Here is a 20,001-nt window from a genome sequence, read left to right on the forward strand (position 1 = left end):
CGAAGAGTCAAGCACGAGGGCCTGCCGTCCCGGGGGTCTGGCGCGACGGCACAGCCGACGGCTCGGTGGCAGGCAGGGGCTCAGCGGGCAGAGTCTCCGCAGGCAGGGTCTCAGCAGACAAGGTCTCAGCAGACCAGGTCTCAGCAGGCAAGGTCTCGCCCGAGACCGCGGCCTCGAGGATCGACGGGACACGGACGTACCGTCCGACGTCGCGGGCGTCGTGGCTGTCGGTCGCGACGACCAGCCGGGCTCCGGCGTCGAGGGCGGCACGCACCGAGCGTGGACCCGGGCAGGCCCACTTCTCGTTGACCTCGATCGTGCTGCCCGTCTGGCGCGCGGCCGCGGCCCAGGCGCGCAGGTGCTCGTCGCTGAGGTCGGACTCGTCGAGCCCCACCTTCGGCAGGATCGAGAACCAGTGCGCGAGCTGGATGCCGGGCTGGGTCGTCATCGCGGCGATGCTCGCCTCGACAAGCAGGGAGACGGCGTCGGCGGGGCTCAGGCCGTCCGCGATCCGCTCTCGGGTCTGTGTGGGCGACCACGGGCCGTCGGTCCCGGGGAACTGGTGGTCGCCGACCAGCACGACGTCGAGAGCCCCGCGGCCCACGACGGCGTCGGTGGGAAGGTCGAGCCGGCCCGCCACGTCGAGCAGCTTGGTCTCGACGCCGCACCGGACCACGAGGCCGTCAGGCACGTCGAGGGCGCGGACGGCTGCGACCATCTCGGGGACCCATCCGGTCGACGACCTCACGTGGTCGACGAAGGTCACCTCGGTGAGCCCGACGGTCAGCGCGGCCGCGAGGTTCTCGTGGACCGTGCTCACGGCGTCGTCGGAGAAGGTCGAGTGGACGTGCCCGTCGACAGTGGTCGACGGCAGGGGGCTGCGTGCTGCTGCGGGGCCGTCGGTCACTGCTCCGCCCACGCCTCGTCACGCCCCGAGACGGCCGAGGAGACGATCTCGTCGACGGGGAGGAACACGTCCTCGAGGAAGCGCACGTTGGCGAGCTCGACGAAGTCGACGTGCTCGGGCACAGGGTTGCCGAGCAGCAGGTCGAGGTACAGCGAGGGCATGTCGACGCCAGCCGCGATGGTCAGCGGCATGGCCCCGGGGAACCGAGGGTTGATCTCGAGCAGGGCGGGCACGCCGTCCTTGTCCCGACGCAGCTGGACGTTGGCGACGCCGACGAGACCGACGGCGCGTGCTGCGGCCGAGGCTGCCTCGACGAGCTCGGGGTCGCGGACGGTCCGCCCGGCGATCGAGACACCGGAGTCCACCCGCTCACGGGTGCGCGGGACCGCGGCGACCACGTGGCCGTCGGGCGCGGCCAGCACGTCGACCGAGTACTCGGCTCCGGGCAGGTGCTCCTGGATGATGAGGTCGGAGCCCGTGCCGATGTCCTCGAGCTCGTCGCGGTCGTCGACGAGGCGCACCCCGCGGGAGCCGGCACCACGACGGGGCTTGACGATGACCGGGAAGTCCCAGGGTGCTGCGACGCCGTCGGCGTCGAGGAGCTCGGTCGCCGGGACGCGCAGGGCGCCCTCGCAGGCAGTCGCGAGGGCATGCTTGTCGAGAGTGCTGGCGAGCGTCTCGGAGCTCGGCGCAGCGATCTGGATCCCGTGCGCGGCGAACTCCGTGCGGCGGGCGGCGAGGCCCTCGAGCTCGACGTCGACTGTCGGGAACAGCACGGTGATGCCGTCGTCACGGCACATCCCCAGGACGGTGTCGACGAAGTCCGCCGCCGCTCCGCGCGGCACGATGCGGCGGTGGTCGGCGTCGACGAGGTACAGACCGCTCGCCCACCCGTCCATGTCGGCCGAGAAGACCTCGACGTCGCTGCGGCGCAGCAGAGAGCGCACGACGGCGACCCCTGCGGGCCCGCCGGTTCCGGTGACGAGTACTCGGGTCATGTGTCGGTCCGTCCTGCGTGGGAGTCGGACAGCCGCGTCGCAGCGGTCCTGGAGAGCGGGGAGATGTCGGCCGTGTCGTGCACGACCTCGAGGGGCTCGCAGTAGTCGCCGCCGCCGAACCTCGACCAGTAGCGCGCCGTCGCGATGACGAAGCCCGGCTCGAGGTAGCCGCGGATGTCGACCTGCGAGCCGTAGCTGGCGAGCAGCGCGAGCTTTGCGTCGGTGAAGCCGTCGATCGGCACGAAGCGGGTCGGTCGGAAGTCGATGGTCGCCGACGGCGACTGGAAGCAGCAGACCGTGCGCACGCTGCGGGTGGCGACGACGGCCGCCGAGTGCACCGCCCGGTGGTCCTGGTGCCTGTCGTTGATGCTGTGCGTGTAGACGATGTCCGGCCTGACCTCGGCGACGACCCTCTCGATGATCCCCACCGTCGGGTCGGCTGCGCTGATCCGGGTGTCTTCGAGGTCTTCGAGGAAGAGGCGGGCTCCGAGGCGCTCGGCTGCCAGGAGCGACTCGTCCTGGCGGTCGCTGACCTCGCCGCCACGAGACCCGCGGGACAGCGTCAGCACCACGACGGTGTCGCCGGCTGCCCGGTGCGCCGAGAGGATGCCTCCTACCCCGATCTCGACGTCGTCCGGGTGCGCGCCGATCGCGAGCACGACGGTGGGCCGCTGAGCGGCACGTCGGACCCGGCTCGCCTCGACGATGCGGGTGACGACCTCGACGAGGTGCGCGGCCGAGATCGGCTTGGTGAGGAACTCGTCGGCGTCGTTGCGCAGCGCTGTCACCGCGTAGTCGACCGAGGCGTGGGCCGTCATGACGACGACGGGGACGTCCGGAGACTCGGCACGGAACCTGGCGAGCAGCTCGAGACCGCTCACCCCGGGCAGCTCGATGTCGGTCAGGACGAGGTCGGGGTCGAAGTCGTCGAGCCTGGCAGGGAGGTCGCGAGGGTCGGCGATCGCGAGCACCGTCGCACCGGCGCGCTTCTCGAGGACCGTGGTGAGGAAGAGGAGGACGTCGGGGTCGTCCTCGATCACGCAGACCCTGTACTGGCCTGTTGTGCCCATGTCAGGACAGCCCTTCGTTCGTCGTACCTGCCTGCAGGACGTCCTGCCTGGCCGTTCGGTCGGCAAGGTCGTGCACGTCAGGGTACGGAACGCCCCACGCCGGACTGTGCACGGCGCACGACATTCTCCACGGTACGTCCCAGACCGCGCGACGGAGCGTCGCCTCGCGGATGAAATCACCCGGTCCAGATGTGACGTCCGCCCCTCTGGTCCTTCAGAACCTCACCTGGACGGCCTCACCGTGGGCCGGGAGGTCTTCGGCGTTGGCGAAGGCGACGATCTTCGAGGAGATCTGCCCGAGCGCCTGCTCGGTGTACTCGACCACCTGGACGGCCTTGACGAAGCTGTGCACCCCGAGCCCGCTCGCGAAGTGGGCGCACCCACCCGTGGGGAGGACGTGGTTCGACCCCGCCATGTAGTCGCCGAGGGCGACCGGGGAGTACGCACCGACGAAGATCGCACCGGCGTTCGAGATGCGCTCCGCGACAGCGGCCGCGTCGGCCGTCTGGATCTCGAGGTGCTCGGCCCCGTAGGCGTCGACCACCTCGATCCCCTGCTCGACCGAGTCGACGAGGACGATGGCGGACTGCGGACCGGCGAGGGCCTGCAGGACACGGTCGGAGTGCCAGGTGCCCTCGGCACGGTCCTTGAGGCGGGCCTCGACAGCGCCCGCGAGCTCGACCGAGGACGTGACGAGGACCGAGGCGGCGGCGGGGTCGTGCTCAGCCTGGCTGATGAGGTCGGCCGCGACGTGGTCCGGGTGCGCCGTGCTGTCGGCGAGGATCGCGATCTCGGTCGTGCCAGCCTCGGCGTCGATCCCGACGACCCCGCGGACGAGCCGCTTGGCGGCCGCGACGTAGACGTTGCCGGGCCCGGTGACCACGTTGACGGGCTCGCAGAGGGTCGCGCCGTCCTGCTCCTCGGTGCCACGCGCGCCGTAGGCGAACATCGCGACAGCCTGCGCGCCACCCACGGCGTAGACCTCGTCGACGCCGAGCAGCGCGCAGGCCGCGAGGATCGTGGGGTGGGGCAGTCCGTCGTTCTCGCGCTGGGGCGGGCTCGCGACGGCGAGCGACGGGACACCGGCCTCCTGCGCGGCCACGACGTTCATGATGACCGACGACGGGTACACGGCGAGCCCACCGGGGACGTAGAGTCCCACGCGGCCCACGGGGACCCAGCGCTGGCGGACCTGCGCCCCGGGCGCGAGGTCGACGACGAAGCCCTGGGGTCGCTGGGCGCGGTGGACCGTGCGCACGCGCGAGATCGTCTCTTCGATCGCCTCGCGGACCAGCGGGTCGAGCCCGGCGAGCGCGCTCTCGAAGGCTGCGGCCGGGACACGCAGGTGGTGCGGGCGCACGCCGTCGAAACGCTCGGCGAGGTCGCGGAGCTCGTCGGCGCCGCGGCTGCGCACTGCAGCGATGATCGGGGCCACACGCTCTGCGGCGTCTTCGACCCGGACCTCGGCACGGGGCAGAGCCTCGACGAGCTCACGGGCGGAGAGGGAACGACCACGCAGGTCGAGTCTGTTGATCACCCGACCATCCTAGGCTGGTCTGCTGCGCGCTGACAGACGCGGTCACCGGCTGTGGTGCGCCGCCCGGCCTGGTCGCGAGAAGATGGACCCATGGACCACGTAGAGATCAGCGACGACGTCATCCGCCTCGGGCAGTTCCTCAAGCTGGCGAACCTCGCCGAGTCGGGCGCGCAGGCGCGCGAGCTCGTCGCCGACGGAGAGGTCTCGGTCAACGGCGAGGTCGACACCCGCCGAGGACGCCAGCTGCACAAGGGCGACGTCGTGGTCGTCGACTCCCCCACAGGCCGTGCGAGCGCGACCGTCGCCTGAGGCGACCGGGCGCTCGAGGCCGCGTGAGGCGACCGGCGCTCGGGCTGCAGCCGGTCTCCGGTGCGCTCAGCGCGCCATGTAGCTCGAGCTCATGACCCGGTCCGGCGTGATGACGACGACCACGCGGGCCGGGTTCTCCCGCGGGACCTTGTAACGGCGGGCGTAGCGCTGCTCGGCCTCGAGGACCTCCTCGGGCTCGGTGAGCACGGAGGCTGGGCCCTCGAGGGTGATCCACCGGCCACCCTCGACCTGGCAGACCACGGCGCGTGACGGTCGGCCGTCGGCGGCGGGCCGCCCGGCGTTCTTCGCCTTGACGGTGGTGCCGCTCGTGATGATCCGGACCACGCCGGCATCGGGGTCCCAGGTGAAGCCCACAGGGACGACGTGGGGCGAGCCGTCGGCCCGCAGGGTGGTCAGGGTGGCGAGGTGCCGCTCGGTCACGAACACGTGCTGCTCAGGAGTCAGGTGGATCACCTGGCGAGTCTAGGCACGCCCGGGGCCCAGCGCCCGGTCGGCGACCGACGTCACACCGACCTCACACCGCAGCGCCGTCGCCGACCCCGGGCCTCGCGGCCGCCCTCTCTCGCTCGGGGCGGCCGCCTCCACCTACACCGTGAGGCAGGCCGGCCCGAGCAGCGCCTTGAGCTCACCCGACAGCGCCGAGGACTTCGCGACCCTGTACTGGTCGTGCGCCTGGACCACGGTCGTCTTGCCGGGCTCGGTCACGTGGATCCGCACCTGGGCATCACCCGGGTGGGTCTTCAGAGCGTCGCGCAGCTTGACCACGATCTGCTCGAGGCAGCGGTTGCGCGGGATCGTGATGATCAGCGGAGAGTCCGACCCCGTCGAGATGTCCGGCAGCGAGACCTCCATGGCCTGGAGCTGCATCGTGTCGTCCCGGCGGCGCACCCGGCCGCGGAGCACCACGACCTGGTCCTCGGCGAGGATCGTCGAGTAGGCCATGTAGGTCTCGCCGAAGAACATCACCTCGACACCGCCGTCGAGGTCCTCGATCGTCACGGCGGCCCACGGGTTGCCCTGCTTGGACATCTTGCGCTGGAGCGAGGTGATGAGCCCGGCGATGACCACGGTCGACCCGTCGGGGCGGTCTTCGTCGGTCAGCAGCTTGGCGATCGACACCTCGGCCGCCTGCTGGAGCACGTGCTCGAGCCCGGACAGCGGGTGGTCCGAGACGTAGAGACCGAGCATCTCGCGCTCGAAGGCGAGCAGCTGCTTCTTCTCCCAGTCGGGCAGATCAGGGATGTCGACGCTGAAGGACATCCCGTCGTCGCCCTCGTCGCCGAAGCCTGCGAAGAGGTCGAACTGTCCCTCGGCCTCCTTGCGCTTGACCCCGATCACGGAGTCGACGGCCTGCTCGTGGACCACCTGGAGCGCCCTGCGGGGGTGGTTGAGGGAGTCGAAGGCCCCGGCCTTGATGAGCGACTCGATGGTCCGCTTGTTGCAGACGACCGCAGGCACCTTGTCGAGGAAGTCGGTGAAGGAGGTGAAGGCCTCCTTCTGCTCCCGGGTGGCCACGATCGCGTCGACGACGTTCGCGCCGACGTTGCGCACAGCGGTCAGCCCGAAGCGGATGTCCTTGCCGACGGCTGTGAAGTTGGCGGACGACGAGTTGACGTCCGGCGGCAGCACGGTGATCCCCATGCGACGGCACTCGTTGAGGTACAGCGCCGACTTGTCCTTGTCGTCGCGGACGCTGGTCAGCAGGGCGGCCATGTACTCGGTCGGGTAGTTGGCCTTGAGATAGGCCGTCCAGTACGAGACGACGCCGTAGGCAGCCGAGTGGGCCTTGTTGAAGGCGTAGTCGGAGAACGGCAGCAGGATGTCCCACAGCGCCTTGACCGCGGCCATCGAGTAGCCGCGCTCGATCATGCCGCCCGAGAAGCCCTCGAACTGCTTGTCCAGCTCGGACTTCTTCTTCTTGCCCATCGCACGACGCAGGATGTCTGCCTGGCCGAGCGAGAAGCCTGCGACGATCTGCGCGATCGACATGACCTGCTCCTGGTACACGATGAGCCCGTGCGTGGTCCCCAGGACCTCGGCGAGCGGCTCTTCGAGCTCAGGGTGGATCGGCACGACCTCTTGCAGGCCGTTCTTGCGCAGGGCGTAGTTGGTGTGCGAGTTAGCACCCATCGGACCCGGGCGGTAGAGCGCACCGACAGCCGAGATGTCCTCGAAGTTGTCAGGACGCATGAGCTTGAGCAGCGTGCGCATGCCGCCGCCGTCGAGCTGGAACACCCCGAGCGTGTCACCGCGGGACAGCAGCGCGTACGTGTTCGGGTCGTCGAGGGTCAGCGCCTCGAGGTCGACGGGGTCCTTGCCGTTCATCACGATGTTCTCGAGCGCGTCGTCGAGGATCGTGAGGTTGCGCAGACCCAGGAAGTCCATCTTGATGAGCCCGAGCTCTTCGCACTTCGGGTAGTCGAACTGCGTGATCACGGCGCCGTCCTGCAGGCGCCGCATGATCGGGATGATGTCGATGAGCGGCTCGCTCGACATGATGACACCGGCTGCGTGGACGCCCCACTGGCGCTTCAGGCCCTCGATACCCTTGGCGAGCTCGACCACGCGCTGCGCCTCGGGATCGGCGGCGTGCACCTGGCGGAACTCTTCGGCCTCGTTGTACCGCTTGTCGGCCGGGTCGAAGATCCCGGTGAGGCTGATGTCCTTGCCCATGATCGCCGGCGGCATCGCCTTGGTGAGCTTGTCGCCCATGGCGTAGGGCAGACCGAGCAGACGGCTCGAGTCCTTGAGCGCCTGCTTGGCCTTGATGGTGCCGTAGGTGACGATCTGCGCGACGCGGTCTTCGCCGTACTTCTCCGTGACGTACCGGATGACCTCACCGCGACGACGCTCGTCGAAGTCGACGTCGAAGTCAGGCATGGACACACGGTCCGGGTTGAGGAAGCGCTCGAAGATCAGCCCGTGCACGAGCGGGTCGAGGTCGGTGATGCGCATGGCGTACGCGACCATCGAACCCGCACCCGAACCACGACCGGGTCCGACACGGATGTTGTTGTTCTTGGACCAGTTGATGAAGTCGGCGACCACGAGGAAGTACCCCGGGAAGCCCATCTGGGTGATGACCTTGGTCTCGAAGTCAGCACGCTCGCGCACCTCGGTCGGGATGCCGTCCGGGTAGCGGTACTGCAGCCCGGTCTCGACCTCCTTGATGAACCACGAGGTCTCGTCCTCGCCCTCGGGGGCGGGGAAGTTCGGCATGTAGTTCGCCGCGGTGTTGAAGGAGACCTCGCACTGCTCGGCGATGACGAGCGTGTTGTCGCAGGCCTCGGGCAGCTCTTTCCAGAGTCTGCGCATCTCGGCAGCAGACTTGACGTAGTAGCCGTCGCCGTCGAACTTGAAGCGGTCCGGGTCTGTCAGGGTCGAGCCCGAGTTGATGGCGAGCAGCGCCTCCTGCGAGCCGCTGTCCTCCTGGCGGACGTAGTGCAGGTCGTTCGTCGCGACGATCGGCGCCCCGATGTCCTTGGCGAGGCGCAGCAGGTCCTTGAACACACGCGTCTCGATGTCGAGCCCGTGGTCCATGAGCTCGACGTAGAAGTACTCCTTGCCGAAGATGTCCTGGAGCTCGCCTGCGGCCTTGACGGCCTCGTCGTAGTGCCCCAGGCGCAGACGCGTCTGGACCTCGCCCGAGGGGCAGCCCGTCGACGCGATCATCCCGGCGCTGTAGCGCTCGAGGAGGTCGCGGTCCATGCGGGGCCACTTGCCCATCTGACCCTCGAGCGAGGCGAGGGAGCTCGCCCTGAAGAGGTTGTGCATGCCCTCGTTGTTCCGGGCCCACATCGTCAGGTGGGTGTACGCACCGCGAGCCGACACGTCGTCGCTCGCCTGGCTCGCGTCGCCCCACCGGACACGGGTGTTGTCGAAGCGCGACGTGCCAGGGGTCACGTAGGCCTCGACGCCGATGATGGGCTTCACGCCCGCGTCGGTCGCCTGCTTCCAGAAGTCGTAGGCCCCGAAGAGGTATCCGTGGTCTGTCGTCGCGATCGCGCTCTGCCCGACCCGCTTGGTCTCCTCGAAGAGGTCGCCGAGACGGGCTGCCCCGTCGAGCATCGAGTACTCGGTGTGCACGTGGAGGTGGACGAAGTCCTCAGAACGAGGTGGCGCAGACGACATGCGACGAGTCTAGATCGCCTCGGCGGACGACTCGCCGGAGGCCGGTGTGGGACTTCTCCCACGTCCGGGGGCTGGACAGGATCAGGCTGTGCCGTCGACGGTCTTGACGGCGTCCCGGTGCCAGATGTTCTCGTCGAGATAGCGGTGCGAGTCGTCGACGACGTAGCCCTGCCGCTGGTAGAAGCCGATGGCCTGCTCCTGCGCGCTGAGCTCGACCCGCACCTGCGAACCCCGAGGGGTTCGCTCGGCAGCGAGGGTCTCGAGGGCACGCATGAGCACAGCACCGACTCCCGAGGAGCGCCACGGTGCACGCACCGCGAGACGTCCGATGTGGAGGGCGTCAAGGTGCTCGGCGTCGGTCAGGAGCCGGCCGGTGCCCACGGGCTCGGGCGGCTCGACGCTCGTGTCCACGACGATCACGTGCTGGGTGGTCGGCGCGCGGTCGGCCGCGTCGAGCTCGGCGTCGGCTGACACGCCCTGCTCCTCCACGAAGACCTCGAAGCGGATCGAGAAGGCGGCCTGGAGCTGCTCCTCGGACGACACCGTGAGCACGCGCAGCGCGCTGCGGTCTCGCGTCGCTCCGCCGCCCGCGGTCTGCCCGGGTGCGGACCTGTCGCTCTGCACCTGGTCGCCGGCGGGCCGGTCGGCAGGACTCTGGGCGTCAGGGGTCTGGTCGGCGGCGGTCACCGGTACGCCCCGCGGACGACCTCGAGGGCTGCGGCCAGGTCGTCCGGGTACTCACTGACGACCTCGACCCACTCCCCCGTCGACGGGTGCTCGAAGCCCAGCCGCTTCGCGTGCAGCCACTGGCGTGTCAACGAGACCTTCTCCGCGAGGCGCGGGTCGGCGCCGTAGGTGAGGTCGCCGACGCAGGGGTGGCGCAGCGCAGAGAAGTGCACACGGATCTGGTGGGTGCGGCCGGTCTCGAGGTGCACCTCGACGAGGGAGGCGGCCGAGAGCATCTCGAGCACCTCGTAGTGGGTCACCGAGGGCTTGCCGTCGGCGACGACCGCGAACTTGTAGTCGTGGTTCGGGTGGCGTCCGATCGGGGCGTCGATGGTCCCTGTGGTCGGCTCGGGGTGCCCCTGGACCAGCGCGTGGTAGACCTTCTCGACAGTGCGCTCCTTGAAGGCGCGCTTCATCACCGAGTACGCGTGCTCGCTCTTCGCCACGACCATGAGACCTGAGGTCCCCACGTCCAGGCGGTGGACGATGCCCTGGCGCTCCGCGGCACCTGACGTGGCGATCGTGTATCCGGCCGCGATCAGCGCACCCACCACGGTGGGCCCTGTCCAGCCGACCGACGGGTGCGCGGCGACACCGACGGGCTTGTCGATGACCACCACGTCGTCGTCGTCGTACATGATCTTCATGCCCGGCACGGGCTCCGCGACGACCACGGGACCGGCCTGAGCCGGCGTGTCCGGGAGGTCGACCTCGATCCACGCGTCCGGGGTGAGCCTGTCGGACTTGCCGACCTGACGACCGTCGACGCGGACGCCGCCGTCTGCGGCGATCTGGGCAGCGACGGTCCTCGACAGACCGAGCATCCGCGCGAGGGCGGCGTCGACCCGCTCGCCGACCAGACCGTCCGGGACGGGCAGGGTGCGCGTGGTCATCGCTCGTCCCCCGGCTCTGTCGGGGTCACCGGCGTCGCCGTCTTCTCGGCGACCACGTCGTCCTCGCCCCGCCGTCCGTCCGGACCGATGCCGCGCAGCGCCAGGTACCCGATGAGGACCGCTGCGACGACGATCGCGATGTCTGCGACGTTCCCGATGAAGGGCCCGTAGTCGATGAAGTCGACGACGTGCCCGGTGAGGAACCCGGGCTCGCGGAACAACCGGTCCCCGAGGTTGCCGAGCGCGCCTCCCAGGACCAGCCCGAGCGCGAGGGCCCAGGCTGTCGAGCGGATCTTGCGGGCCGTGACGATCACGAACACGACCACGCCTGCGGAGAGCAGGCTGAGGATCCACGTCTGACCGCTCGCGATCGAGAGCGCTGCGCCGGGGTTGTAGATCAACCTCAGCTGGATCAGCTCGCCGATGAGCGGCTTCGGCATGGCGCCGACCTCGAGGGCCGACTGCGCCCACATCTTGGTGAGCTGGTCGACGAGCAGCACGACCGCGGCGAGACCGAGGATCCCTGCGAGGACCCTGCCTGTCCGGTGGGTCGCGGGCGCTGGTGCGGCCTCAGCCGCACCCCCCGACGAGATGCTGTCGTCTGGTCCGGTGTTGTCGTCCTGATCGATCACCCGTGAAGTCTCCCACGGGCACAGACCGTGCGAAGAGCCGTCCCGCTCAACGGCGCTCTTCGCGCTGCTTGCAGGTGACGCAGAGGGTGGCGCGGGGGAAGGCCTGCAGACGCGCCTTGCCGATCGCCTCGCCGCACGACTCGCAGGCACCGTAGGTCCCCGCGCCGATACGGGCGAGCGCCCGGGCGTTCTGCGCGAGCAGGTCGCGGGTGTTGTTGACGAGGGTGAGCTCCTGCTCACGCTCGAGGGCCGACGAGCCAGAGTCGGCCTGGTCGTCCCCGGCGCCGTCACCGGAGTTGCGCAGCAGCTCGGAGAGCTCCTGGTCCGCTGCCGTGAGCTCGGCGCTCAGGCGCACGTTCTCGGCGATGAGGTCGTCAGCGAGCGTCTCGACCTCGGCGCCGGTCCAAGGCTCCTCACCCTCGCGGACAGGGAAGGACTTGACGTCCTCGGAGAGGGTCGGGAACTGGTCCTTGGCGGGGGCGTTGCTGATTGCGTCTCGGATCGACATCACGGCCTCTTTCGTAGAAGTGAGCCGAGGTTAATCGGCACAGCCGGTGCACGCAATCCACCACGCCGCATTGCGCGGAGAGGTGAATCGCGGGCACCGGCTGAGGGCCGTGCGGTCGTGCAGGCGCGGAGCGCAGGGGCGTCAGATGCCCTGCTTGTCCTGACCAGAGGGGCCGCCGCTCGGGAGCGCGCTGCCACGGTTGTCGAGGTCGCCGAGCAGGTTCTGCAGGTAGCTCTTGAGACGGGTGCGGTAGTCGCGCTCGAAGATCCGCAGCTCGTCGATCTTGCGCTCGAGGAGCGAACGCTCCTGCTCGAGCTGGGACAGCGTGCGAGAGGAGGTCTCCTCGGCCTCGCGGACGATGCGGTTGCCCTCGCTCTTCGCCTCGGCGATGAGTCGGTCACCCTCCTCCTGGCCGGCACGGACGTGGTCGTCGTGCAGCTTCTGGGCCATCTGGATGATCCCGGTGGCCATCTCGGGCTCGCGGGGCGCCAGGGCCGGGGCTGCGACAGGGGCGGGCTCGGCCGCAGGTGCCGGCTTGGGCTCCTCGGGAACCTTCTCGACCGAGACCGGGCGGGGCTCGGAGGCCTGCTGCGCGTTGGCGCGGCTGAGCTCCGCGACGCGCCGCTCGGACGCCTCGAGCTTCGCCTTGAGGTCGTCGTTCTCTGCGTACAGCTCGCGGAGCGTCGTGAGGACCTCGTCGAGGAAGTCGTCGACCTCGACGACGTCGTACCCCTCTCGGAACTTCGTCGCCGGGAACTTCTTCGTCAGGACGTCATCTGCAGTGAGCAGTGCCACCATCGTCATCACCTCTAGTACTCGCGCTGGTCTTTTCGGTCAATCCACCGACCGCCACAGGTCACGCTAGCGGACGATTGCTCGTGCGCGCGCCCTGCGACCCTCTCCGGTGGGGTGGAGCAGTTACGAAGTCGTCGTCCTCCTCGGGGCAGATCCCCTCATCTCGCCCCCAGGACGAGCAAGAGCTGCAAGAGGAAGGAGACCCCGAAGAAGAGGATCAGCATGCCGACGTCTAGCCGGATCTGGCCGATCGTGAGCGGCGGGATGTACCGTCGCAAGAAGCGCAGGGGCGGGTCGGTGAGGCTGAACACCACCTCCGCCAGGACCAGCACGACCCCTCGGGGGCGCCAGTCACGGGAGAACACCTGCACCCACGAGAAGATGACCCGTCCGAAGAGGGTCAGCAGGTACAGGAAGCACACGAGCGCCAGCAGGTTGAAGATCACGTGCTAGCTCTGGTTGTAGAAGGCTGGGCCGGAGGTCTTCTCCTGCGCCTGCTCCTGGCCAGCCGACACCTCGACGTGCTCGGGCGAGAGCAGGAAGACCTTGCTGGTCACCCGCTCGATCGCGCCGCGCAGCCCGAAGATCAGACCTGCCGAGAAGTCCACGAGGCGCTTGGCGTCCGCGTCGTCCATGTCGGAGAGGTTGATGATCACCGGGGTGCCGGAGCGGAAGGCCTCGCCGATCACGCGCGCGTCGTTGTAGGAGCGGGGGTGCACGGTCGTGATGCGACGGAGCTCGGACGAGGCGACGGCCTGCACGTGGCTCTCCCGTCGTGCGACGGAACGGTTGATCGGGGTCACTTGGGCCTCGTACTCCTCAGCCACGTCCGCACCTACCTCGTCGTAGTCGTCGTACTCGTCGTAGTGCTCCTGCTCGACCTCGCCTCGATCGTCTGCGAGGCCTAGGTACAGCATCGTCTTGCGCAGCGCTCCAGCCATCGCCATCTCTCCGTTCCGCGTCAGTCCGATCAGCCCTTCTCCGGGACTCCCGGATGCTGACGGTGGAATCACGCTATCCCAGCGCTCGGGAGCCGCGTCCGCGACACGCCCGACGACAGAGCACATTCAGGTCTGTGACCTGCGGGCTCCGACGACACCAGCGAAGCGGCCTGTGGCCAGGCCGTCTGCGCTCGCCCGGCGGTGCGAGAAGAACGCGTCGTCCGTGCGGGTGCAACGGTCCACGTGCACCACCTGCGTGACACCGGCGTCGGCGAGCTGGGCCAGGACCCCGCGCGGCAGGTCGAGGCCCGGGGTGCCCCAGCCCGTGGTCGCCCACGTGGCGGGCGCCGCAGCCGCGACGCGCTCGCGCAGGTCCGCGGGCACCTCGTAGCAGCGGCCGCACACCGACGGACCGACCGCCGCGCGGATCGAGGCGATGTCGGCCCCGGCGGCGACCATCGCCCCGACAGCCTCGCCCACCACGCCGAGCTCGACCCCCGGCCGGCCCGCGTGGACCGCCGCCACGACACCCGACGAGGGGTCCGCCAGCAGGACGGGCACGCAGTCGGCGACGTAGACGCCGACAGGGGCGTCGACCACTCTCGACACGAGGGCGTCGGCCTCGGTCGACGCTCCGAGGGCCGGAGCAGACGGGACGCCTGGGCTGCCGCTCCCGGGCAGCACGGCGACAGCCCGCCCGTGGACCTGCGAGACGAAGGTCACGCGGGCGCCCGCGGCCCGGTCGACCAGCTCCCTGTTGCGGCTCACGTGCGCAGAGTCGTCCCCCACAGCCGTGCCGACGTTGAGGGACGCCCAGGGTGCTCTCGACACTCCCCCGGCCCGTGTGGTGAAGAACGCACGGATCCCGGGCCCGAGGTCGACCTCGAGCACCGGGATCTGTGGTGCGTGCTGCATGGGGTGCGGTGTGCTACTTGAGGAAGTCCGGCACGTCGAGGTCGTCGACGCGGCGACGCGGCGGCTCCTCCTCGAAGATCCGGGGGACCTCGAGCTGACCCGTGCGCTGCACGGCGTCAGGGTCGGTCGACATGTAGGCCGGGACCGGTCCCGTCGCCCCGGGCTCGGGCTGCCAGGCCGGGGCCGCAGCGGCGGGGCGCTGCTGCTGCGAGGGGTCCACGGGCGCAGCGTCCGAGGAGTCGAAACCGGAGTCGAGCGGCACCACGGGGCGCGCGAGCGCGTGCACACCCGTCGTCGTGGGCACGGGCTCGGCAGCCGCGGGCGCAGCCTGCGACGGAGCGTGCTGCTGGGCAGCAGGCTGGCCCTGGGGCTGACGCACGTCCTTGCGGGCGTGCGGCGAGCCGCCGTCGAAGCCTGCGGCGATCACCGTGACGCGGACCTCGTCGCCGAGGGCGTCGTCGATGACCGTACCGAAGATGATGTTCGCCTCGGGGTGCGCGGCCTCGTGCACCAGGCGGGCGGCCTCGTTGATCTCGAAGAGGCCGAGGTCGGAACCACCCTGGATGCTCAGCAGCACGCCGTGCGCGCCGTCGATGCTGGCCTCGAGGAGCGGCGAGGAGATCGCGAGCTCCGCAGCCTGGACCGCGCGGTCGTCGCCGCGTGCCGAGCCGATGCCCATGAGAGCGCTGCCCGCGCCCTGCATGACCGACTTCACGTCGGCGAAGTCGAGGTTGATCAGACCCGGTGTGGTGATGAGGTCAGTGATGCCCTGGACACCCGAGAGCAAGACCTGGTCGGCCGAGTGGAAGGCGTCGAGCGCCGACACGTTGCGGTCCGACATGGAGAGCAGGCGGTCGTTCGGGATGACGATGAGCGTGTCGACCTCGGCGCGGAGCGCGTCGATGCCGGACTCCGCCTGGGTCGCGCGGCGGCGTCCCTCGAAGGTGAACGGGCGCGTCACGACACCGACGGTCAGCGCGCCGAGCGAGCGGGCGATCCGGGCGACGACGGGTGCGCCACCGGTCCCGGTGCCACCACCCTCGCCCGCCGTCACGAACACCATGTCGGCGCCGCGCAGGACGTCCTCGATCTCTTCCTCGTGGTCTTCGGCAGCCTTCTTGCCGACCTCGGGGTCGGCTCCGGCGCCGAGCCCACGGGTGAGCTCGCGGCCGACGTCGAGCTTGACGTCCGCGTCGGACATCAGCAGCGCCTGTGCGTCGGTGTTGATGGCGATGAACTCGACACCCTTGAGCCCGACCTCGATCATCCGGTTCACGGCGTTCACTCCGCCGCCGCCGATGCCGACCACCTTGATCACTGCTAGGTAGTTTTGCGGAGTTGTCACGTCCGTGCCTCTCGATCTGTGAACCCTAAACCTTCACCCTCAAGTAGAGGGTTATAGTTATGTCAGGTTGTGCTAGGCGTGACGCTATGCGGGCGGCACGCTCGGAATCAACGACCCACCCCGCGTGTCGGGCAGATACTTTCTCTCTTCGGCCGCGGCGACCCGTTCATGAGCAGCCGCGGTCCTGTCCTGCGCTGTCCTGGCACCGCTCGCCTCGCGTGCGGACCCACCTCACCGGGTGATCGGGAAGGTCGGTGCCGACACGTCGAACACCTGGGACCCCGCGCTCACCTCGTTGCCGCGCAGCGTCGCGAGCACCTGCACCTTGAGCGCCGAGTCCGACGACGCACCCCACTCCACGACCACGCCGCTGCGCAGCGTGAGCGTCACGGCGTCCTGGGTCTGGGCGGCGATCGAGCCGACCTCGGCCGAGAGCTCGGGCGGCAAGGACTCGAGGACGGCCAGCGCGGCGTCGAGGGTGCGCGTGTCGTCACCCGTGAGCGGGATGGTGATGACGGGCAGCTCGGCAGGTGCCTCTGGCACCGTCGAGACCGTCACCGCGTCACGGTCCAGCAGCGCGAACCCACCCTCGACGGGGACCGACGCGACAGGCTCACGAGCCACCACCCGGACCGACAGACCGCTCGGCCACTGGCGCACGACGGACACGTCACGGATGTTCTGGACGCCCATGACCTCGTCGTGCACGTCGGAGGTGCTCAGCAGCGCGAGCGAGGTGCCCTCGTGCTGGGCGACCACGGCCACGACAGCCGCCATGTCCACTGTCGTGCCGCTCCCCTCGACCACGAGATGGTCCGGGTCGAAGGCGAACAACGACGACGCGAAGAGGACCCACGACCCACCGAGGAGCAGCGCGACACCGACGGTCCACGCGGCGACCTTGCGGACGAGCCTGTGCCGTCGCATCGACTTCTGCTCGGCGAGGCGCTCGGCCATCCCGGTCGAGAGGACGGCGACCTTGGGGGCGCCGACGACCGGAGAGGGCCTGGACACTGGTGCTGCGACCTGAGAGCCGGTCTCGGGGCGCGCACCCCGCGAACCTGCCCGGCGACCCGTCGGCACCAGGGTGCGCCCGGTCGGCGGTCCGCCCGCGGTCGACGGCGGAGGGGGTACAGGGCCCGGGCGCGTCGTCGAGCCGTCTGTCGACGGTCGCGGGCGGGCAGTCGACGAGACCGAACGGCCTGTGGGCTGCGGTGTGGGCTGGCGCGACGTACCCGCACCTGACGCCGGTGCCGAGGTCCGAGGGGTCCGGCCTGTCGCCGGTCGAGCAGACGACGGTCGACCAGAGGTCGGCTGACCTGATGCCGCCCGCACAGACCCTGTCCGGGCCTGGGTCTGGGAGCCTGTGCCGGAGGCACCGGGAGCCGCGGGGCGCCGTCGCGGAGCGCGCCCCTGCGCCGGGCCGTCGTGACTCTGCCCGCGCTGCTGGGACTGCGCCTCGGGTCCGCCAGCCTTCGGGGGACGCTTCTCGCTCCCCTGCGCCGCGCGGCCGGAGGTCGGGCGGCTGGTCACGGGGCGGCCCTGTGCTCCCCGGTCTCCCACGCTGCCGGCCGGTGCGCCGCGGTCGGGCTCCTCACCGGCTGCCCGGGGACGCGGACGCGGTGCCGACGGTGGTCTCACACCGCTCCCTCGGCCGGGCGCGCGCCCTGCGCGGGGCCCTCCGCCGGGAGCGAGCCCTGCTCGACCCGGGTCCGCAGCACGTCGAGCACCACGGCACCCATCTCCGTGACGTCACCGGCACCGACCGTCAGCACGAGGTCCCCCGGCTGCGCCCGTCCGGCGAGCGTCGCGGCGCCCTCGGTGCGGTCGGCGACGACAGAACCGGTCCCGGTCATCCGCTCGACGAGCAGCCCGGGCCCGACGGCGGGGTCAGGGTCTTCCCGGGCGGCATAGATGTCGCAGACGACCACGTCGTCGGCGAGGTCGAGGGCCTCGGCGAACTCCTGGGCGAAGATCCGTGTCCGGGAGAACAGGTGCGGCTGGAACAGCACGCGCAGCCGTCCGTCCCCCACGAGGGCGCGAGCAGCGCGGAGCAGCGCGGCGACCTCTGTCGGGTGGTGCGCGTAGTCGTCTACCACGTGGACGCCGCCGACGGTGCCACGGGACTCGTAGCGGCGGCCTGTGCCACGGAAGGCCCACAGCCCGGCAGCAGCTGCCGCCGGGTCGACACCCAGGCGGACCGCGACGAGCAGCGCCGCCGTGGCGTTGAGCGCGTTGTGAAGACCCGGCGCGCGGAGGCGGACCGTGAGCGAGGCAGCCCCGGTCGCGGCGGCGGCGTCGGCCGCCCTCCCGGCGAGCGTCACCTCGAAGGAGCTCGTCCCGTCGTCTTCGACCCTGTACCCGGAGACGAGGGCGTCCGAGCCTGCAGAGGTCCCGTACGTGACGACGGCTCCGCCTGCGGCGCCGTGGCGTCGCGCGAGCTCGGCAGCGCCGGCGTCGTCGGCGCAGGCCACGAGGACACCACCGGGCACGACGTGCGCGGCGAACTCGACGAAGGCCTGCTCGAAGGCCTCGCGCGTCCCGTAGTGGTCGAGGTGGTCGGGCTCGACGTTGGTCACCACGGCGACCGTGGGCCTGTAGGCCAAGAAGGAGCCGTCGGACTCGTCGGCCTCGGCGACGAGGACGTCCCCGGAACCCGAGTGCCCACCCGGGACAGCGCCGGTCTCGGTCAGCACCGAGCCGCCGATCGCGAAGGAGGGGTCGAGACCAGCCTCCCGCAGGACGACAGCGGTCATCGCGGAGGTGGTCGTCTTGCCGTGCGCCCCTGCGACCGCGACGGCGCGGGACCCCGACATGAGGATCGCGAGGGCCTGCGACCTGTGCAGCACCCTCAGGCCTGCAGCGTGTGCCGCGACCAGCTCGGGGTTGTCAGGGCGGACCGCGCTCGAGAGCACCAGGGTCTGCGCCCCTGCGACGTGCGCTGCGTCGTGGCCGACCCACACCTGGATGCCTGAGGCCACGAGGGCGTCTGTGACAGCGCTGCGGCGGGCGTCGGTCCCCTGCACACGCGCACCGCGGGCGGCGAGGAGCTGCGCGACGACCGACATGCCGGCCCCGCCGATCCCGACGAGGTGCACTGTCCCGAGGTCGGCGACGGTCAGACCCTCTGTGCTCGACGTACTCATCGTCCACCCTCCTCGGCAGCGCGCTCGACGAGGGCGACGACGGCCGCCGCGGCATCCGGGACGCCCACACCGGCCGCGGCTGCGGCCATCCGCGACAGGGCGGCGGGATCGGCCACGAGCGGCAGCACCTCGGCGCGGACCCACGGCGCCGTGAGGTCGGCGTCGGCGACCAGCAGCCCTCCTCCGGCCTCTACGACGGCGGCTGCGTTGAGCCGCTGCTCCCCGTTGCCGACGGGGAGCGGGACATAGACGGCCGGCAGACCGAGCGCCGCGAGCTCGCAGACGGTCCCGGCGCCCGAGCGGCAGACCACGAGGTCCGCGACGGCATAGGCCAGGTGCATCTCGTCGAGGTACTCCCGGACCAGGTAGCGGGGCACCCCGTCGACGGCGAGGCCGGCGACCGCCGCCTCGACGGGCTCGGACTTGCCTCGCCCCGTCAGGTGGAGCACCTGGACACCGGCCGACGTGATCTCGGCCGCGAGGGCAGAGATGGTCTCGTTGAGGCGCTGCGCGCCGAGGGACCCGCCCGTGACCACCAGGACCGGCATGCTCGGGTCGAGGCCGAGTCGCTCGGCCGCGGAGCGGCGCGAGGCTGCGGCGTCGGCCGCCCGCTCCTCGACCAGGGCGGCGATCTCGCGGCGCAGCGGCAGCCCGGTGACGACGGCGCCCTGGAGCGCAGTCGAGGGGAAGGTCACAGCCACCGCGCGTGCCCAGCGAGCACCGAGCCGGTTCGCGAGGCCGGGACGGGCGTTCTGCTCGTGGATCACCACGGGCACGCCACGACGCCGAGCAGCCAGGTAGGCCGGGGTCGAGACGTAGCCCCCGAAGCCGACGACCACCTGCGCGCCGCTCGAGTCGATCGCGTCGCCAGCAGCCTTGACGGCCGCGCGCAGACGTCCGGGCAGCCGGAACCATGCCGCGCTCGGGCGGCGGGGCAGGGGGACCTTCGGGACGACCGCGAGCGGGTAGCCGCGGCTCGGGACCAGCTCGGCCTCGAGGCCCTCACGGGTGCCGAGCACGGTGATGGAGACCCCGGGGCTCGTGCGCGCGACCTCGTCGGCCACGGCGAGCAAGGGGTTGACATGGCCGGCGGTTCCGCCGCCGGCCAGCAGGACAGACTTCAGCAC

The 20,001-nt window shown here is 70.6% G+C and carries 19 protein-coding genes; 1 reads left to right on the forward strand and 18 read right to left on the reverse strand.

Annotated features, from left to right (window positions below; translation table 11 throughout):
• Positions 1-7: 7 nt before the first annotated feature.
• The 4 genes from HZZ10_RS08840 to hisD all read right to left on the reverse strand — a co-directional run bounded on the left by HZZ10_RS08840 (position 8) and on the right by hisD (position 4,512).
• Positions 8-919, reverse strand: a complete 912-nt coding sequence (locus tag HZZ10_RS08840; protein WP_308507538.1) for a PHP domain-containing protein — start codon at positions 917-919, stop codon at positions 8-10.
• Positions 904-1,905 carry an ATP-grasp domain-containing protein gene (locus tag HZZ10_RS08845; protein WP_179913233.1) on the reverse strand — a complete coding sequence of 334 codons (1,002 nt, stop codon included), beginning with the start codon at positions 1,903-1,905 and terminating at the stop codon, positions 904-906. The genes HZZ10_RS08840 and HZZ10_RS08845 overlap by 16 nt, the downstream gene beginning before the upstream one ends.
• Positions 1,902-2,975 (reverse strand): response regulator, encoded by a 1,074-nt coding sequence (locus tag HZZ10_RS08850; RefSeq protein ID WP_056130246.1) that lies wholly within the window; start codon positions 2,973-2,975, stop codon positions 1,902-1,904. The genes HZZ10_RS08845 and HZZ10_RS08850 overlap by 4 nt, the downstream gene beginning before the upstream one ends.
• Before the next feature lie 214 nt (positions 2,976-3,189).
• Positions 3,190-4,512, reverse strand: a complete 1,323-nt coding sequence (gene hisD / locus HZZ10_RS08855) for a histidinol dehydrogenase (RefSeq protein ID WP_179913234.1) — start codon at positions 4,510-4,512, stop codon at positions 3,190-3,192.
• 90 nt (positions 4,513-4,602) lie between these two features.
• Here hisD and HZZ10_RS08860 point away from each other — a divergent pair, with 90 nt between their 5' ends.
• Positions 4,603-4,821 carry an RNA-binding S4 domain-containing protein gene (locus HZZ10_RS08860; protein WP_056130241.1) on the forward strand — a complete coding sequence of 73 codons (219 nt, stop codon included), beginning with the start codon at positions 4,603-4,605 and terminating at the stop codon, positions 4,819-4,821.
• A 66-nt stretch (positions 4,822-4,887) separates the two neighbouring features.
• Here the strand turns inward: HZZ10_RS08860 and HZZ10_RS08865 are convergent, their stop codons facing one another.
• From HZZ10_RS08865 to murG, 14 genes are all read right to left on the reverse strand, one after another.
• Entirely contained in the window at positions 4,888-5,295 is a 408-nt protein-coding gene (locus HZZ10_RS08865) for a PPOX class F420-dependent oxidoreductase (protein WP_056130238.1), read from the reverse strand.
• Positions 5,296-5,427: 132 nt separating this feature from the next.
• Positions 5,428-8,973 (reverse strand): DNA polymerase III subunit alpha, encoded by a 3,546-nt coding sequence (gene dnaE, locus HZZ10_RS08870; protein WP_056130235.1) that lies wholly within the window; start codon positions 8,971-8,973, stop codon positions 5,428-5,430.
• 81 nt (positions 8,974-9,054) lie between these two features.
• Complete coding sequence (locus HZZ10_RS08875; RefSeq protein WP_308507539.1) at positions 9,055-9,660, reverse strand: GNAT family N-acetyltransferase; 606 nt, start codon at positions 9,658-9,660, stop codon at positions 9,055-9,057.
• A complete protein-coding gene (locus tag HZZ10_RS08880) occupies positions 9,657-10,592 on the reverse strand; it encodes an RluA family pseudouridine synthase (protein WP_056130232.1) in 936 nt (311 codons plus the stop codon). The genes HZZ10_RS08875 and HZZ10_RS08880 overlap by 4 nt, the downstream gene beginning before the upstream one ends.
• The gene (locus HZZ10_RS08885) at positions 10,589-11,224 is read right to left on the reverse strand and encodes a signal peptidase II (protein WP_179913235.1); all 636 of its coding nucleotides are present in this window, start codon (positions 11,222-11,224) and stop codon (positions 10,589-10,591) included. Before HZZ10_RS08885 ends, HZZ10_RS08880 begins: the two co-directional genes overlap by 4 nt.
• 46 nt (positions 11,225-11,270) lie before the next feature.
• On the reverse strand, positions 11,271-11,732 hold the full coding sequence (locus HZZ10_RS08890; protein ID WP_056130226.1) for a TraR/DksA family transcriptional regulator: 462 nt from the start codon (positions 11,730-11,732) through the stop codon (positions 11,271-11,273).
• A gap of 141 nt (positions 11,733-11,873) precedes the next feature.
• Positions 11,874-12,527, reverse strand: coding sequence for a DivIVA domain-containing protein (locus HZZ10_RS08895; protein WP_179913249.1), 654 nt, complete (start codon positions 12,525-12,527; stop codon positions 11,874-11,876).
• A gap of 158 nt (positions 12,528-12,685) precedes the next feature.
• Positions 12,686-12,973, reverse strand: a complete 288-nt coding sequence (locus HZZ10_RS08900; protein WP_056130220.1) for a YggT family protein — start codon at positions 12,971-12,973, stop codon at positions 12,686-12,688.
• Positions 12,974-12,976: 3 nt separating this feature from the next.
• A complete protein-coding gene (locus HZZ10_RS08905; protein ID WP_042439101.1) occupies positions 12,977-13,468 on the reverse strand; it encodes a cell division protein SepF in 492 nt (163 codons plus the stop codon).
• 126 nt (positions 13,469-13,594) lie between these two features.
• The gene (gene pgeF / locus HZZ10_RS08910) at positions 13,595-14,383 is read right to left on the reverse strand and encodes a peptidoglycan editing factor PgeF (protein WP_179913236.1); all 789 of its coding nucleotides are present in this window, start codon (positions 14,381-14,383) and stop codon (positions 13,595-13,597) included.
• Between the two features lie 13 nt (positions 14,384-14,396).
• Positions 14,397-15,728 (reverse strand): cell division protein FtsZ, encoded by a 1,332-nt coding sequence (gene ftsZ / locus HZZ10_RS08915; protein WP_179913237.1) that lies wholly within the window; start codon positions 15,726-15,728, stop codon positions 14,397-14,399.
• A gap of 231 nt (positions 15,729-15,959) precedes the next feature.
• Entirely contained in the window at positions 15,960-16,742 is a 783-nt protein-coding gene (locus HZZ10_RS08920; RefSeq protein ID WP_179913238.1) for a cell division protein FtsQ/DivIB, read from the reverse strand.
• A 623-nt stretch (positions 16,743-17,365) separates the two neighbouring features.
• On the reverse strand, positions 17,366-18,874 hold the full coding sequence (gene murC, locus HZZ10_RS08925; protein ID WP_179913239.1) for a UDP-N-acetylmuramate--L-alanine ligase: 1,509 nt from the start codon (positions 18,872-18,874) through the stop codon (positions 17,366-17,368).
• Positions 18,871-20,001: an undecaprenyldiphospho-muramoylpentapeptide beta-N-acetylglucosaminyltransferase gene (murG, locus tag HZZ10_RS08930; protein WP_056130201.1), complete on the reverse strand. Its 1,131-nt coding sequence runs from the start codon at positions 19,999-20,001 to the stop codon at positions 18,871-18,873. The genes murC and murG overlap by 4 nt, the downstream gene beginning before the upstream one ends.

The sequence above is a fragment of the Sanguibacter inulinus genome, assembly GCF_013415325.1.
Lineage (GTDB): Bacteria > Actinomycetota > Actinomycetes > Actinomycetales > Cellulomonadaceae > Sanguibacter > Sanguibacter inulinus.